Annotated in this window: 10 protein-coding genes; 2 read left to right on the forward strand and 8 right to left on the reverse strand. The window is 48.4% G+C overall.

Going from position 1 to position 17158, the window contains the following annotated elements:
- Positions 1-498: 498 nt before the first annotated feature.
- Entirely contained in the window at positions 499-1686 is a 1188-nt protein-coding gene (locus ACYQ2M_RS16485) for a glycosyltransferase family 4 protein (RefSeq protein ID WP_459917461.1), read from the reverse strand.
- A gap of 4 nt (positions 1687-1690) precedes the next feature.
- Positions 1691-2833, reverse strand: a complete 1143-nt coding sequence (locus ACYQ2M_RS16490; RefSeq protein WP_459917462.1) for a radical SAM/SPASM domain-containing protein — start codon at positions 2831-2833, stop codon at positions 1691-1693.
- A 167-nt stretch (positions 2834-3000) separates the two neighbouring features.
- On the opposite strand from ACYQ2M_RS16490, the gene ACYQ2M_RS16495 reads away from it, so the two are divergent.
- Positions 3001-3636 carry a YdcF family protein gene (locus tag ACYQ2M_RS16495; RefSeq protein ID WP_459917463.1) on the forward strand — a complete coding sequence of 212 codons (636 nt, stop codon included), beginning with the start codon at positions 3001-3003 and terminating at the stop codon, positions 3634-3636.
- 74 nt (positions 3637-3710) lie between these two features.
- Here the strand turns inward: ACYQ2M_RS16495 and ACYQ2M_RS16500 are convergent, their stop codons facing one another.
- The 5 genes from ACYQ2M_RS16500 to ACYQ2M_RS16520 form a co-directional block, all read right to left on the reverse strand.
- The gene (locus ACYQ2M_RS16500; protein WP_459917464.1) at positions 3711-4607 is read right to left on the reverse strand and encodes a glycosyltransferase family 2 protein; all 897 of its coding nucleotides are present in this window, start codon (positions 4605-4607) and stop codon (positions 3711-3713) included.
- Between the two features lie 387 nt (positions 4608-4994).
- Positions 4995-5924 carry an alpha/beta fold hydrolase gene (locus ACYQ2M_RS16505; RefSeq protein ID WP_459917465.1) on the reverse strand — a complete coding sequence of 310 codons (930 nt, stop codon included), beginning with the start codon at positions 5922-5924 and terminating at the stop codon, positions 4995-4997.
- Between the two features lie 153 nt (positions 5925-6077).
- Positions 6078-7130, reverse strand: a complete 1053-nt coding sequence (locus ACYQ2M_RS16510; protein ID WP_459917466.1) for a 3-oxoacyl-ACP synthase III — start codon at positions 7128-7130, stop codon at positions 6078-6080.
- Positions 7127-11770 (reverse strand): beta-ketoacyl synthase N-terminal-like domain-containing protein, encoded by a 4644-nt coding sequence (locus tag ACYQ2M_RS16515; protein ID WP_459917467.1) that lies wholly within the window; start codon positions 11768-11770, stop codon positions 7127-7129. The genes ACYQ2M_RS16510 and ACYQ2M_RS16515 overlap by 4 nt, the downstream gene beginning before the upstream one ends.
- Before the next feature lie 176 nt (positions 11771-11946).
- Positions 11947-15066 (reverse strand): PAS domain S-box protein, encoded by a 3120-nt coding sequence (locus ACYQ2M_RS16520; protein WP_459917468.1) that lies wholly within the window; start codon positions 15064-15066, stop codon positions 11947-11949.
- 108 nt (positions 15067-15174) lie between these two features.
- Here ACYQ2M_RS16520 and ACYQ2M_RS16525 point away from each other — a divergent pair, with 108 nt between their 5' ends.
- Positions 15175-15810, forward strand: a complete 636-nt coding sequence (locus ACYQ2M_RS16525) for a LysE family translocator (protein WP_459917469.1) — start codon at positions 15175-15177, stop codon at positions 15808-15810.
- 78 nt (positions 15811-15888) lie between these two features.
- On the opposite strand, the gene ACYQ2M_RS16530 is transcribed toward ACYQ2M_RS16525, so the two are convergent.
- The gene (locus tag ACYQ2M_RS16530) at positions 15889-17154 is read right to left on the reverse strand and encodes a type I glyceraldehyde-3-phosphate dehydrogenase (protein WP_459917470.1); all 1266 of its coding nucleotides are present in this window, start codon (positions 17152-17154) and stop codon (positions 15889-15891) included.
- Between the last annotated feature and the right edge of the window lie 4 nt (positions 17155-17158).

The following is a 17158-nucleotide window of genomic DNA, read 5'->3' on the forward strand; positions in this document are numbered from 1 at the left end:
CGCATCAAATGATCCCCGCAGATACCGGGTAAAATTTAGAGCACCAGTTGTTTAAAAATCGTTCTTTTTATTCCGTCTGAACGGAGAAGGATATCTGCGCTTACGCTTACAAAAGAGAGGCGTTTTTATCTACAAAATGTCAAAGAGCTGGCTGAAATAACATGATTTAAAAGTAATTGTTTAAAGCCATCCTCCTTCCCACCGGAGGTTGTCCCATTTCGGTGGGATCTCCTTCCTGAACTATCCAAAGTAAAACCCTTATGGCAAAAAATTCGAATTGGCTTCGATGCCGGGCTTCTTGAACAAAGGATTGAGATCGACCTTACAGGTCGACACAATCCTAAAGGTTTAAAGGTTATCCTTTTTAGTTTTGTGCATAACCCCTCAGATAAGATTGTGGTTCGTTAGTGTTTACTAAATATTTGGTTATCAATCAGATCATGTCGATCCGTGGTGACAAGTATACAATCTGAAACATATCACATCAACATCAGATCCTTATCCTGAATCAAGGCATTTTTGGTAAATATTTGCCGTGATGGCACCAATTCTTTTCCAGGAAATTTTCTGGGCCGTTGTGTCAGCATCCCGTTGCATGGATTTTAAAATGCGCTCATCCGACAGCACATGGGTGATCCGGTCCCCCAGCCCTTTCCAGTCGCCCGGCTGGACGACCATGGATTTGTTTTGTACAAGATCGGGCAGCCCACCGGTTTGGGAGACAATCATCGGTTTTCTGAAAGTCGTTGCCAGGGTTCCCACACCGGACTGACTGTCAAATTTCCTGTAGGGCAGCAGTACCAGATCAGAGATGGCAAAAAAACGGGCCACCTGATCCGTGGGAATATAATCGGGATGGAGGGTAACATAATCTGACAGATTGTGCTCTTTTATAAAAGTTTCGTAAATGTCCTGGTCACGCCACATTTTTCCGGCTATCAGCAGGTGTCCTCCGAAATGAGGGTTTTTTGAAATCAGATAGGCTAAGGCTTTCAGAGCCGTATCCAATCCTTTATAAGGCCGGACGGCACCAAAAACAAGCATAATTTTCTTTTGAAGAGGCAGCCCAAGATTAGTTTTGACTGCCAGGATTTCCTTGAAGGAGACGGGACCACAAGTGCGCTCATGGTGAAAAAAATCAAGTGGCCCATGGGGAACGACAGAAATTTTCTTTGTCGGGATTCCGTAATGGTCTTTCAGTTGTTTTTTGTTGATGCGGGTATGGACAATAAAATGACTGCACAGGCTGAAAAGTATCCTAGAGGCCATGGTAAAAATGGGGGAAGACTCATGGGGCAGTACATTATGAATTGTCAGAATCACTGGTTTTCTTCGTAGTTTGAACATCAGACAAAAGGTGATATAGATGGGAAAAAGGGGAAGGCTCCACCACTGGGCATGGAGAATGTCGCCGGAATTTTTCAGGGCCTGCTTCAGCCATGTGAAGGGATTGTACCAGACAAGGCCCGGGATGATCTTGAGACCTGGGGCATTAAGGGAAGGGAAGGTGTTGTCGGTCATGTCTCCACCGGGATAGAGAAAAGACGGATAAATTTTATTGTCCTTGTAGGAGATGAACTGCACCGGGCACTGCCCGGCAATTTCCCGTGAAAGCTCAAAACAATAGCTGCTGATGCCTCGAATGGGGGGCAGGGAGCCCAACATGGTAATAACGGGTGACATCATGTCATCACCTTAATTTTGAACGAAAAAGAGTAGTAAAGATATTTTTCATTGTACTGGCATCCATGAGAATATTGGAGTAGGCTTGGTTGGCCAGCGGACAATAACATTCTCTTGCCTTGATCTCCCCGCGGATCTGACCTGCCAAAGCGCTGTTCCACAGCTTGTGAAAATCATATCCAAAATCTCGAAGATTGCCCATGGATTTTGCATAACCAAGGGTACAGCAAGGCCAGATATCTCCGTATGGGGTCATGTGGGCATTGGAGATACCGGCATAACAAGGGATCACCTGCCTTTTTTCCTTCATGATCCGAATGGCAAGTTGATAGTATACCAGCCGGAAGGCATTGGTAAGTCTTTGAAACATGACCTTTCTGTCCATGTCCGAGCGGATGGAGGAGACAAAAAAACGGATGGCCCGGTCATAGTCCCGGGCATTGGGAGTGATGGGATCGTTCTGGTTGCACATTTCAGAGCGTTGTTCTGCAATTTCGTTGCGGTAGCTGTCCGGGGAAAGGGTTGAGATAATGTACCGGGAGATCTCTTCAATATCCATGACATTCCATCTGGAAATCACCGTGCCCAGTTCCGCATGCAATTGGGGAAAATCGGGTTTCAGTTCCTTAAGATGATCAAACAGGGTGAGTACTTTATTGAAGTTTCCGGGGACCCCCCGGATGTGGTCATGTTCTTTGCCGATGTGGTCCAGACTGGGTTTTACCGTCAAGTGCACCTGGGGATGCTTTGCTCGGATATGGGTTAAAATGTCGGCCAGCTGGGTTTTAATCTTCTGGGTGGCAATGGCGTTGGTGGGAATATGGATAATGCCGGGGTTCAGGTATTGACAGGCCAGTTTGACAATTTCCGGGAAGTCCTCCCTTAAAAATGGTTCACCGCCACTGACGTTGAAAATATAGACATGGCCAATGGTCTGAAAAATTTTTTCAATTTCCTGGATGTTCAGCTCTGTGTGGCGTTTTTCTGGCTGGTCCCGGTATATTTTCCAGATATTGCAGGTTTTGCACCTGGACTGACAGGTATTGGTGACGGAAAAGGTCAGATTGATGGGGGTGCCAGGCCTTGCCAGACGGTATCTGGCGGCTTTGTACTGGATGATATGGGGCAGAAGGGCTTTGATGTATCCCACTGAAAATATTGTTCCTTTTTTATGCAAGATTCAGCTACTTCTAATTTCTCAGTCGAGCTGGTTCGGTTTTTTATAAGTTCCTTGAGTACTGCTATCTTAAGCTTTACCACTGCCAATTCTTTCTCTATTTAAAGAATTAGGGAAAACGTTTTAAAGGAAAAACCTGTATGTTAAAAATTAAAAAAACATTTTTTATTTTTTGCGTTGCCGCCATCTTCTTTATCTGGATAAGCCCCCGTATTGGATCTTTTCTGGTCATTGATCAACTCCCATTGGAGTCCGAAGCGGTGGTGGTTCTTTATACTGGATCTGAATATTATGCCCGCCTGGTGGAAGCGGCGGATTTGTATAAAAATAATTTTGTGAAAAAAGTAATAATTAACGGCAACCGTAAATCGGATATTCTCCGCGATCTGGAAATCCAGGGATTCCGGCACCCTTGTCCCTGGTACAGCGATTATATGGGTTTGTTAAATTTTATGGGGGTCCCCGAAAAAGATATCATTCACATCAGTGGTGAAGATGTTTACGATACAATGTCGGAAGCTCGGTGTGTCGGAGAATTCCTCCGGGGAGAAAAAATAAAAAAAATCATCATCACTACCAGTAAGTCCCATACCCGACGTGCCCTGTTCATATGGCAACGAGCTTTCAAGGAACGTCTGAACATAACAATGGTGGCCGCCAAAACAGATCCCTTTGATGAAAAAGAATGGTGGAAGGACGGACGTCAAATCCGGTGGGTTCTTTCCGAGTATGGTGCATGGATTTTCTATTTTTGGAAACAGGTTCTGATGCCATAGCCGGATACTTGTCCTCCTAAACAATATTGTCGTAGGAACCCTTCCCAGAGCGGCCCATGTTGTGACCAAGCCCATCATTTTACTTTTTTGATGATATCCTCAAGCCTGAAATCCCCAGACCGTTCAAACCGCATCTGGCATATCTGTTCAGAGACAAGCCCCATCATGAAAACGACAACACTTGTAACCAGGAGCAGAGCGCTCATATTGGTAAACCTGCCGGAAGTAAAATAGGTGATAATGTAATGAAACATGCCCATCAAAAAAAGTGAAGCACTCACCGGTAAAAAAATCCTTAAGGGTGAAAACAGCGTACATATTTTTATGATGATCATAAAAAAACGTACCCCATCCTTAAAAAAATTGATTCCACTTTTTCCCTTTTGCCGTTTATTGCTGGATATTGGAACGTACTTAACACTTCTGCCACTTCTTAAAACCGTCAGGGTCAGGGTGGTTGGATAAGAATAAGTATTTGGGAAAAGATACAAAAACTTCTTTGCCATTCCGGCGTTAACGGCCCTGAATCCGGAAGTGAGGTCTTTTACTTTGAATTTGGTGACATAGGAGGCAAATTTGTTATAAAAGAGATTTCCCACATATCTGCCAAATGATGCCTGCCCAGAAAACTGGCGCTGTCCCACCACCATGTCATAAATTTCCATTTTCGCCAGTAATTTTCCAATATCTTCAGGCCTGTGCTGACCATCTCCATCCATGGTCACAAAAAAATCACCAGATGCCATTCGCATACCCGTTTTGATGGATGCACCATTGCCAATATTATAGGGATGGGAGAGCACCGTTGCCCCGGCTTGTTCTGCAACTTCAGCGGTGTTGTCTGCAGAGGCATCATTGACCACAATGATCTCAAAATCAGGGTATATTGTTTTGATGCTCTTGATTACATCTCCAATGGATCCTGCTTCGTTAAAAGCGGGGATGATAATGGATACTTTTTTTGATGTCATGTCAGGAAGTGCTTTCCCATATAAGTCTCCTTTAAAAAAAATTTTCTAAAAATCTAACAGAATACAGTCAGAAATTCAACAGGAAGGTCATGGGGGCATCAATCCTCCTTGTCAAAAATTTGGGTTTAGACTTGCATTTTTTGTTGGAATATTTCACTCCGATAGGGTGGAGTGCGGAATAGTCCACCCGATCAGCTGAGTTGTGTCCCCCTGGGTGCGGTATTTATCGCCATACAGAACCGGGGACAGCACATGTGGTCAAGGCTAAGGACGTCAGGTCTATAGATTTCCCATTTGTCAAGCTAAGCTTACTGTATCCCATGATATCGCCCAGAGTGAGAAGGATCAAGTTTTGATAGTGCAGCGTTTTTATTATCATTAATTCCTTTAAATTGATTTTGCTATAGCATTTTTTAAAAATTGATCAATCAAGGAAGCGGTCTTCTCCGGTTTATCCTCAAACAGATAATGCCCGGCATCTTCAAAAAGATGCACCGGCACCCCAGGAAAACGCCGCTGCCACTCCCTTAAAAAGGACAGATCAAACACAAAATCATGGCGGCCCCACAAAATCATCATGGGGATGTTTTCAAGCCGGTGAAGATTATCTTCCACTGATTTCACCAGGGTATAACTTTCATCCCGGGGGCAAAGGGGGATATCCTGGACAAATTTTAGGGTGGCAATTCTGTTTTTCCATGAGTTGTAGGGGGCGATCAATCCGCTTTTTACCGGTTTTGAAAGGGGCCGGCGCGGGGCCATGTAAAGGGCTGATTTTGCAAAAACATTGCCTGCCTGGACAGCAGGAACGGCAAAGGGGGCAAGGTATTTTAAAAGCCACAACCGCAGGGGAAATTTTTTTTCCCGGGGAAGAAAAAATCCCGAGGTGTTGGTGATGACAATGCGGTCCATGCGGTCCAGATGATCCAGCGCCCAGGCAAGGCCGATCATCCCGCCCCAGTCGTGGACCACCAGGGTTATTTTTTCTTTGAGATCCAGGTGATTTATCAGCGTATCAAGATCCGCCACCCGGGATTTAAGGGTGTAGCTGTATTCTTTGGCATCGGGTTTGTCCGAAAAACCGCAGCCCATGTGATCGGGCACAATGGTACGATAATTCGGGGAAAGGGTTTTCACCAGATGACGGTAATAAAAGGACCAGGTGGGATTGCCATGGAGCATGATCACCGGCGGACCGGCGCCTTCATCCAGGTAATAAAGACTATGGCCCTCTGTTTCCAGGTGATGGGGCGTGAAGGGGTAAAGTGGGGCAAATGCCTGCGTAGAAAGAAGCTTCCCATTAATAATACGTTCCATACGTTTCCTTATGTGGATGCCCCCGGCATCCATGACAATCAATTATTGTGCATCTGCTTCTCACAGTGATCAAGTCTTATGATCAAACCCAACCCAACCAAATTTTTCTATCCAAAACCCAGTACCCGGTACCCAAAATCCAGCCCCCCCCATTTACCACTCAACACCCATCATAAGACAATTAAGCCCCGACCCGATACCCATAAACCCCACATAATCCCCGGGAACAAGAAACCCCCGTTCCTGGGCAATGGCCGCCGTAATGGGCAGGGATACAGAACCAATGTTGCCCAGATAGGGAAAGGTGGAAAAATCCCGTGCCGGATCAATGTTTAAAATTTTGTGAAACATCTTCTGGTGGGTGGAACCCACCTGGTGGCAGATGAATTTATCGGGCATGCCGTTGGGGATATCCATGTGATGGATAAATTCCTTAAAGGTTGCCCCGGCCAGGGCCAGCCCGTTTTCCAGCACGCCGTGGGCGTTGGTGCGCATCTGCACTGTGGCATGGGTGGGCATGCCCGGTTCACTGAAGGTCCAGCGGCACAGATCATGGAACCGGTTGTCATGTTTCAGCACACCACCTTTTAAGGCATGACGTCGTCCCCCATCATTTCCCAGGGTTCCGTCGGTGAGAAGGATGGCCGCCGCCCCAGAGCCCCCGGTCATGGTGGCAATGGTTGTTGTGTAAAACGGAATGCTTTTTTCCCGGTTGATTTCATCAATGGTTGCGTCCACAATCTGCTGGGACGTTTCGCAGGACACCACAAGGCCCGCTCGGATCTGGCCAAGCTCAATGGCATTGGCCACCTCCACCATGCCCGAAATCATGCCAAGGCAGGCATTGGATACATCATATACATGGGCGGTGTTGCTTATTTTCAGGGCATCGGCCACGGCACATGCTGTGGCCGGTTCAAATCCGTCCCTGCCCACACCGCAGAACACCAGGGCACCCACATCGTTGGGGGATACCCCCCCTGCTTCCAGGGCTTTGTGCCCGGCCTTTGCTGCCCCTTGGGCCAGGGTGTGATCCACATCCCACAGTCGTCTCTCCTTGATACCCGTCAACACCTCAAGCTGTCCCATTTTAAAACCGGAGGCCTTATAAAAGGGTTGAAGGCGTTCTTCGATCTCATCGGTGGTCAGTACGTGGGGGGCCAGTTCATAGCCCAGGGCATCAATGTAGACCTTTGAATATTTCATCTATTACTCCACATCAGTTCAATCTCCCGGCGGGAAAGGCCTACCAGCTTCATTCCCATGTTTTTATAAAGTACAATGCGATGGTCATCGGAAAACATGTGGGCATCTGCCACCACATAGGGTTCCGGATGGTAACCCATCTCCTTGATTTCTATTTCGTATCTGGCTTTTTTTGTCTCCGGGGTTACCGGTCCCCGGCATTTCAGGTCACTTTCAAGTCCTGGAATGATATCATAATGTACATCATTCCGGGGGGACACCCAGCCCATGCGCTGGGTGAAAATGCGCAGGGCGTGGGCACAGCATTCGTACATCAATGTGCCGGGCATGACCCTGTCATCCACAAAATGACAGGTGAGAAACCAGTCGTCGGGATGGATGTCGGCTTCGGCAGTGATGCAGCCAAGCCCAAACCTGCCCCCAAACGGATCAAAGGACAGGACCCGGTCAATGAGGTGCATGCGGTTCCCGGGCAATCTCATGTTTTTTCCCAGAACAATGTCCTTGAATCCATTGCCAAAACAGGTTTCCAGATTTCCTGTACGAAGGGCCTCCACCTGATTCTCCGTGTAAGATTCTTTTTTAACCGGTACTGGAATCTGAAAAGAATCGGTACGTTCTTCCATTATGGTTTCTTGTTTTTTCAGGATGATTCCACCGGAGTTTTCCACCTCCTGGGGCGTAAAAAATCCCGCACACCCGTCCCGCATGGATATGAACAGTGTCTTGTTGATGTATCCTTTGTAATGGAAGAAAAAGAGATACACCTCTCCCTGTTTTAAAAATCGATCAATTTCAATGTGATATTCTATGGTTTCCCCAGGGTGGGGCAGGGGACGATGAAAGGTTACCCGGGCATCCAGGAGCCGATATCGGCGGTGTCCTTTGACCTGATGGTCAATGCCCATCCAGGAACACAGAAACAGATCTGCCTGACCGGCTTCAATGGATATGGAAACCGGGGCTTTGCCGCCGTCAAGATACCAGGCCTTGGGTTTTACATCGTGCTGGGTGATGATTTTGCCGGGTCCCATGGAGCACATTTCCCCTTCAATGGACAGGATGCGATCCACCAGCATCAGGGGTTCATCGGGCAACCTCACCCGCACAGGATAGGTATCTATGATGTTAAATTTTTCCCCCATGACACTGCCGGCAGTTCCCACAGCAAAGGCCAGGCACTGGGAACGGTTAAACAGGGGTGGCACTGTTTTTTGGTTATCTCCGTCAATTGGATCATTGATATGCGTTTTTTCCATATGGTCTCTTGCCGGAAACCCTTCCGGGGCAGCACCACCCGAGTTGACCATGGTTGCGGCAAGTTGGGTGAGAGTTTTAAATTGCGCTTCAAAGGCCATGGTGTTTTCCCGGGACAGGTCCAGAAATTTCATGTGGGCACGGGTGGTTATGGCTGCGGATGAGGGAAAATGATGTGGTGATGGTGTTTCTTTTTCTTTTGAAAATGGCAATTCACCGGGCTTGGCAGGGGGTATCTCTTCATGCATGGCAGACTGAATTGCACCGGAGTCAGCTGAGGGATCTGGGGCTTGGGGTGTTTTCTTGTGCCGGTCTGCGTCAGGGAATCGCCGAGTTTGAGGTCCTGTGGTTGTCGGGGGAATATCCCTGGGGGTATCCAGGCGTGCGGAAGAAAAACGATGGGCTTTTAAAACAATTGCATGTCCTGGTAAATCAGCTGTGGGAATATCCCGGGAATGAAGGGTGGGGTGAGTGATGCTTTTTCCTTTATCTGAAAATGAAGATTTTCGTTTGTCTTCAAGGGGGGACAAACCGGCAGGGGATGATTGCAATATCATGTGGCTGCAGGCACCGTCCCGGGTGATGCACGCCACACAGGCATGGGCTGTGTCATTTTTCTCCATGGCTTGGGCGATCCAGGTGATGCCTGGGGTTGACCGATTTTCAGAAAGATCAGGGGGAGATATGGTCCCGGTCCCGGTGGGCCGAAGACCATGGTAAAGCCCAAGGGATGCCTGGATTGTTGAAACAAGACCGGAAATGCCAAAGGTGTGGCCCAGCACCCGGTCGGTTTCTCCCATGGTTGCCCTCCCAGTGGTTTTTTTCTGGGAGTTATGGTTTTTTTTTAATATCCGGGATGCCATGGCTCGGCCCATGCCATGGCCCGACCCCATGTGAAAATCAATGTCGGCAAAAGAAAGGTGGCTTGCCTTCAGGGCCGTTTCAAGACTTGATTCATATGCTTTTTCAAGTGCCGGTGTGGTGGAGGGATTTTCAGCGGCCAGTTCCCCGCCGCTGCTGTCCGCTGTGCCGGTGATGACACTGTAAATGCGATCCCCGTCCGCCAGGGCTTTTTCAAGGGATTTCAGCACCACGGCGGCGGCACCTTCTGAGTATGGCGGAATCTGGTCTGAGCTAAATGTGCTTTTGTCGGCTTTTTCATTGCCGTTTTTCACAGAATTCCCAAAATCTGTGCCCTCCAGACACCGGGCCAGAAGGTGCTGGCGCAGATCCCCGGCCATGTCCACGGCTCCGCACAGAAACAGATCGGTTTCTCCGGCCCCAATGGCATTTATCCCCACCTCAATGGCCTTTATGCCCGATGCGGCATCGGCGGAAAGGGTAAAGCAGGGGCCTCCCAGCTGAAATTCCCTGGCAATGCGGCTGGCCACAATGCCCCCCAGTGCCCCCAGGGTTCTGTTGGCCGTGAGGGGCGCAAACCGCAAATCATGCCCGTCAGGTGGATGGAGCGATTGCGCTGGGGATGTGTAATGTTCGTGGTTTTGTAGCCATCCAAGGTGAAAATCCGTGGCCCCGTGATCAAATTCAATACCCATGGCCGCTCCAAACCGTGTCCTTGGAGATTGATCCTTACCGGGGCGGGGGGCAATGCCTGCATCCTTTAATGCGGCCATGGCGGCTTTGAGCATGATAAGATGCTGGGGAAGCAGATCCGGGATCTGATTGGGGGGGATATGAAATTCACCGGCAAAGGTTTTGATTTCATCCAGCCACACACCGTTGTTTTGCGCCGGTCCCTGGGTTTGACACAAGGCAGATATCCCTTCAGGGGAAATCATTAAATGGGAAAGTGTCTCAAGATTGTCTGCCCGGGGGGTTAAGAGGGCCATGCCGATGATGGCAACGGCATGGTCAGGATGGGAAAAGCGTCGTCTGTTTTTTGGGGATGAGGTTTCCATGGGGTGCCCGGAATGGCGTCCATGATCATGGCACGTCTTTTTATCCGCACAGTCAGAACCGTTTGCCTGGGCAGTAATTTTATTTATATTTTTAATTTCAGAGGTGTAATAAAAGGCGGGTGCTTCTTTTCTAAATTCTTCCACCAGTACATGGGCGTTGATGCCGCCAAACCCGAAGGCACTGACACCGGCACGCCGGGCCGGAGTAAGGGTTTTATTTCCGGAAAGGGACTGGGGCACCCAGGGTTCAGGATCGGTCTGCACCCGAAAGGGGGAGTGTGAAAGTGGGCTGTTTGTTGGTGGAGAAATAAAATTTAAAGAGGGAGGCAACTGTTTTGCCTTCATGGCCAGGAGGGTTTTGATAAACCCTGCGGCTCCGGCTGCAGTGAGAAGATGCCCCACCATGGATTTAACGGAACCGATGGCACAGCTTCCCCGGGTGATTCCGGCATTTTCCCATAGCCGCTTCATGGAGTTTAATTCCACACCGTCCCCCACCGGTGTGGCGGAGCCGTGGCACTCAATGTGCTGGACATCACCGGGGGACCATCGGGCCTGTTGATAAGCGGCGGCCATGGCTCGGATCTGCCCGTCCGAGGAGGGGGCCACCAAGTTGCCGCCAATGTCATTGGACCATCCGGCACCGGTGATGACCCCGTGGATGGTGTCACCACAGGCCAAAGCGTCTGCCATGCGTTTCAGTACCACCATGCCTGTGCCTTCACCCACCACAAGCCCGTCGGCCCGGCTGTCAAAGGGGGCGCACCGTCCCGAAGGAGACAGGGCCTTTAACTGGGTGAATCCAATCTGGGTATAAAGGGAATCGGGCCGGGACACACCCCCTGCAATCATCATATCCGCCCGGCCACGGACCAGCTGATCACAGGCAAGCTTGATGGCAAAAAGGGAAGAAGCGCAGGCAGCATCCAGGGTGAAACATCCCCCCATTAGCCCCATGGACCTTGCCAGCAGGGCCGCAGGCACAGAAACCACCCCGGCGGAAAGGGCATCAAACCTTGTGAGTGTCTGTCCCTGGTTTTCCATGATTACCCGCCATGCAATATCCGAAGTGCACTGGGTGGGTAGAGATATGGCGGCAAGGATTACACCGGTTTTTGCCTTGATTTCATCCGGGCAATAACATTGGGAGATGACCTGTTTTCCTGCTGAAAGCGTCAGATGATGCAGGGGATCAAGCCTTAATAACAGTTCCGGTGTTACCCGAAATCCATGGGGATCAAATTTAAACCCTGTGATGAGTCCCGCCCGTTTTGAGGCGGCAGTGTCAGGTTCATGGGTGGTGGAATGCACCTGTTCCGGTGGGAGTGCCCATCGTTGGAGCGGTACATTCTCGATGGCCTCTTTTTTTGCCAGGATGTTTTCCCTGAAGATATTCACATCGTGGGCCCCGGGGAAAATACCCGAAAGGCCCACAACAGCTATTTTATCTGTATTTGGAATCATAACCCGAAGGATATAATGGAGAAAAAAGGGAAATACAAGGGGAGCCTTGGCATATCCTGATTTTTTTGGGTGATTTGTACTGGTGTTAAGTTAGTATTTTTATTTATTTAAGCGGGTTATACTTTGGTCTTCCTGCCCATTCGGCATTGTAAAATATTTGTAAAAAACATGAGTGGTCAACTCCCATGGACATGTCCGTAGTTCTTGTCCAGCAGGGCATTTATGCCTTCCACGTAGGCTTTGTTTTTGCAGGGTTTGGACAGATGCTCCAGACGATGATCTTGATCTTTCAGTGTTTTAATGGATTCCAGAAATTCAATGTTTCCGGAAATAAAGAGAACGGGGATGTTTGAATTTTGTTGTCGAATGTGGTGGTAAACGGCCATGCCGTTGTATTCCCCCGGGAGCATGTAATCCAGGCTGACAAGGTCATAGCTGTTGTTATCAAAAAGTTCCATGGCGGTTTGACCGCTGTGTGCCACATCCACCCTGTGATGGAAGGGGGATTGGGTTAATATTCGGTACTGCACATGGAAAATATCCTGTTCATCCTCAACCAGCAGGATGTGCCTGCCGTTGTGAATTGGGGGGGGTAATGTTTCTTTTTTCTTCCAGCTTGTAAGCGGCTTTTCAATCACCGGAAAGGTGATGGTAACAGTGGTGCCTGCATTGATGCTGGAGGTTACCTGAACGCTTCCTTTGTGCTGGTGAACATATTTTTGCACATTGCCCATGCCATATCCGGTACCCTTCACATGGCTTGGGTAGGCACCGCTGGTGTCGTTGCCGCCTTTAAGGGTAAAGGCCGGATCATATATTTTTTTCAGGTGTTCCCGGGGAATTCCGCAGCCATTGTCCATGATTTTAATGCAGATGGTGTCTTCAAGGTGTTGGGTGCTGAGGGTGATCATGGGTTTTTTTGTCCGTCCCAGGGCATGAATAGCATTCTGCAGCAGGTTTACCAGTGCATGTTCCACCATGTCTGGATCAGCCAGCAGGTCGGGCATATGGGACTGGTATTTCTTTATCACCTGAATACCCTCCAGATCTTTTTTCATGAGGGCCAGTACCACATCGATTTTTCCAGCGATATTAAAGTAGGACTGCCTGGGTTCCTGTGTTCTGGCAAAGGCCACCAGGTTCCGGGTCATGCTTTTTCCCCGCATGGTCTGATTCAGGATCAATTCCAGAGTTTTGGTCATGGCCGAATTCTCACAGTCCAGGAGCATCAATTCAATATTACCCATGATGATGCCCAGAATGTTATTGAAATCATGGGCCATTTTACCGGCGACTTGGCCGATGAGAGCTAGTTTTTTTTGTTCGGATGCCACTTTATGGGCTTGTATTTTCTCCTGTTCCATCTTTTTACGTTCGGTGATGTCGTGGACCACCACCACGGCGCCCTTTAAGTGGTTTTCCTCATGGATTAAATCGCTGCTCAAAAGAACCGGTAATGCCTCACCATTTTTTTTAACAATATTAAACTCCGCCGTTTTGGGAATTTTATGGCCGGCTTTCAGGGATTTTATACGTTCGGCAAAGTTTTTTTGACCGTCCTTATCCAGCAGATCAGAGGGATTCATGGTCAGAATTTCTTTTTCCGTATATTCGGAGTATCTGCACATGATATCGTTGACATTGATTATTTTCATTTTTTCAAAATCAATTTCATAAATGCCGGCCGGTGCCGTGGTAAACAGGTGGCGATATTTTTTTTCACTTTTTTGCAAAGCGTTTTCCGCCTGTTTTCTTTCAATGGCAATTGCAATCTGATGGGAAATCGCTAAAAGAATTTCCACATCCTTTTCCGTATAAAGGTTTGGGTTAGTATAACTTTGCACCGCCACAACCCCGATGATCTTTTCTCTGGAAATAAGCGGAACCCCCATCCAGATCAGGGGGGCGGTTCCCTGTATTTCTTTTTCCGCCGAACGTTTTTTCAGCGTTGATTCATCCAGAAAAACAGGGGCTTTCCGGGAAACCACCATGCCGGTCAATGACTGGTTGATGCTGAAATCCCTGATGGGTGGGAAATCCTTATCTTGTTCATCCTCAAAATATGGAAAATAAAGGGTTTTTGCCTTAATATTCACCAGAGCAATGAAAAAATTGGTCACATCAATGATGGTCCCAAGGGCGGTGTGGATGGTGCGGTACAGTGCATTGAGGTCCGGAGTGGTGTTCACTGCATTGGCGATGGTGAAAAGTGCCGTGTTGATGGCTTCGGCCTGTTTTCGGGGGGTGATATCCAGAAAATGGGCATGTAAGGCGGGGTGGCTTTCATATTCAATGCGGGACGTGTAGGTTTCAACCCATCGAGTCCCCATGGTTTTATGAATAATTCGATACTGTTGAATGGAAGGCAGATCCTGAGCCGCCAGACGGCCTTTGAAGTTGTGCAGAAATTGGGCCTGATCATCGGGATGTATCAGTTTAACCATCTGCTGCTGGGACAATTGCTTCAACTCGCTGGGGCTGTAGCCGGTGATGGTTTCCATGGGGGTACTGATAAACGTAAATTCAATGGGGTTATCCCGGGCAATGATCAGCCCTTGACGGGATGCTTCCACCAGTTGCCGGTATTTTTCTTCACTTTTTTTCAGACGGGCCTGTTCCTGGAGTAATTCCCTTTCAAGAATCTGGGCGTTTAGCTGCATCAGTCCCATTACAAAGGAAATGTGAAGAAGGGTTATCAGCAGTAAAAATATTCCCTGGGCCGGAACATTGATCATATAATCCGTTATTGCATGTTGTGGAAGAAGATAATAGACTCCCCGAAACCCGGAGAGCGCGGCAAGCAGTATGAGGGTGATGCAAAGCAGAACATTTTGTCTGAAATGACTGTCTTTTATTTGAAACATGACCATCCGGGCATCAAGGATAAAATACACGGCTGCGGTGAAGGAAATCAGGCAGATGCGTGCGGGGGGATCTGCAATGACATAGGTGAAAAAAGGATTCACTGCAAAGGACAGGGCCGCCATTATTGAAAGATGAAATCTAAAATTAATCTTTTTCTCCGCCATTGCAGCAAACCCCAGATAAATCAGAATGACGGACAGGTAAACCAGGGCATTGGCCAGAATAATGGTAATGATATCGGAAAGAATATGACGAAAGCTGATGAGAAAAAAACCGGTGGCTCCAGACAAAAGGCCTGTGGTCCACAAACCAAAGCCCCCGTATATTTTGCGATTTATTGCATAACACATCATGGAAATGCCGGAGATGAGAATGGTGGCACCCATAACCACGAGCATGGTGCGAACATCAAGAAAAGTAATCATTTGCATAGATATAGTTTTTTTTCTTATACCGTCAAGTTGATTTTTGGGGGCACCTGAAGGATGCCTGAACATCCAGGTTTGTTAATAACATCAAATATTAAGGAACAGCATGTCATGGAAATTTCTTTTTTCCCCGGTTATCTCATCGCCATCACCCTTTTGACCATTACACCGGGGGTGGATACCATGTTGATTATCCGAAATACCTCCCGGGGAGGCTTTAGGGATGGGGCGTTCAGCAGTCTTGGCATATGTTCTGGGCTTTTTGTCCATGCCGGGATTTCAGCCGTGGGTATTTCTGTTATTTTATTGCACACAGCCTGGGCTTTCATGGCTTTTAAACTGCTTGGGGCCTGTTATCTCATGTGGCTTGGGATCAATAACTGGAAGGAGGTGCTTTCCATAAAACAGCCGATACTCAAGCCCGGTTATGAGCCCATGTCCACCGGTTTTAACCCCATGAGTTCATTAAGAGAAGGCTTTTTGTCCAACGTGCTTAATCCCAAAACAGCTGTTTTCTATATGGCTTTTCTGCCACAGTTCATCACCCCTTCGGGATCTGCCTTGATGCAGTCCCTGATGCTGGCCGCATGTCACTTTATGATTGCAATGATCTGGCAGTGTTTTCTGGCCATTACGGTGAATCAGGCTGGAAAATGGCTGCAAAGGCCCCGGGTCAGCCGAATCATAGGGGGAGTAACAGGCACCGTGATGATTGCCTTTGGTTTAAAGCTGGCCGTGGACCGTTAGCAGAATGTCGGCCTGTCGACACAGCGAAGCATGAAAATGGGGGCTATTTTTACATATAACCCCCATGGACCAAATATCTTACATGTCCTCTGCGATGGTAACTGTGCGGTCACCCAGCATATTAACGTAACTTGCCAGTTCATTGTCGTACCAGCCGTAAATTACGGTCTGGGTCACGGGTACATGGATGTTTTTATTTTCAAGTGTTGCAATGATGCTCTGGTCTAACCCCGGCACGTTGGACAGATTTATATTGATCTCAGCCGTCCGGGTGTGGGTTTCATGGCCTTCAATGGTGGCGGCGGCCCTTGGCATGCCGACAATATCACAGGACACGTTTTGTTTTTCTGTGTAGTGCAGATATCCCCGGGTGTCGTTCTTTGCTGCTTGCTGGTAGACGTTGTTGATGACATCCCGGCGGATGGGCTCGCCTGACAGATCTTCCTGCAGGTTGAGTACCAGAATAACAAGTGATCCCGTGCTGGTGGGGATTCGAACGGATTCTGCAATAAACCCAATCCGTTCCATTTCCGGGATAACCAGTCGAAGGGCATTGGCGGCACCGGTGGATGTCAGAATAATATTGTTGAGGATGCTTCTGTTTTTTCGTAAATCCTTGGCACCTGATCCTGGCAGTCGATCCAGTACCTGCTGTGAACCGGTGGCAGCATGGATGGTGGCCATGGAGGCAGACAAAATTTTTTGGGGTCCCATGACATCCAGCATTGGCTTCATCATATGGGCAAGACAGGTGGTGGTGCAGGAGGCATTGGAGATAAGCACATGTTTTCTCGGATCATACACGTGATCGTTAATGCCCATAACCGTTGTGACGGCATCTTCTGGCATGGCGCCTTTCAGATCCAGTCCCTTGTCCTTGAATTTGAAGGGGGCAGATGCAATTACTTTTTCTGCACCACCTGCAAGGTGTCCCCGCAAAGCGCCTTTGGGGGTATCAGCCGGGGCAAGGGGGTCAAGAAATTGTCCGGTGGTATCCACCACCAGTTTTACGCCATTGTCCTGCCAGGCAATGTCTGCAGGATTTCTGGCGGATCTAAGAAAAGTTATTTTCACTCCGTCCGCCATCATGGTACCGTCTGTTTCGTTGATGTCGGTGATAACCGGCTTGCCCTTGAATCCATATAGATAGGAACTTAAGAGTCCATAGGTGGAGTCTCGTTCCATGTAATGGGCCAGATCTTCCATGCCCTTGCCCACCTGTCGGCCCACATTGATGACAATCTCATCAAAGTATTTTCTGCCGATGTGGTGCCAGACCGTGAGTTTGCCGATGCGTCCAAAGCCGTTAATTCCAATTTTCCCGCCATTTTCGTTTAAATTCATAATT

Source organism: Desulfocicer niacini (assembly GCF_054657595.1).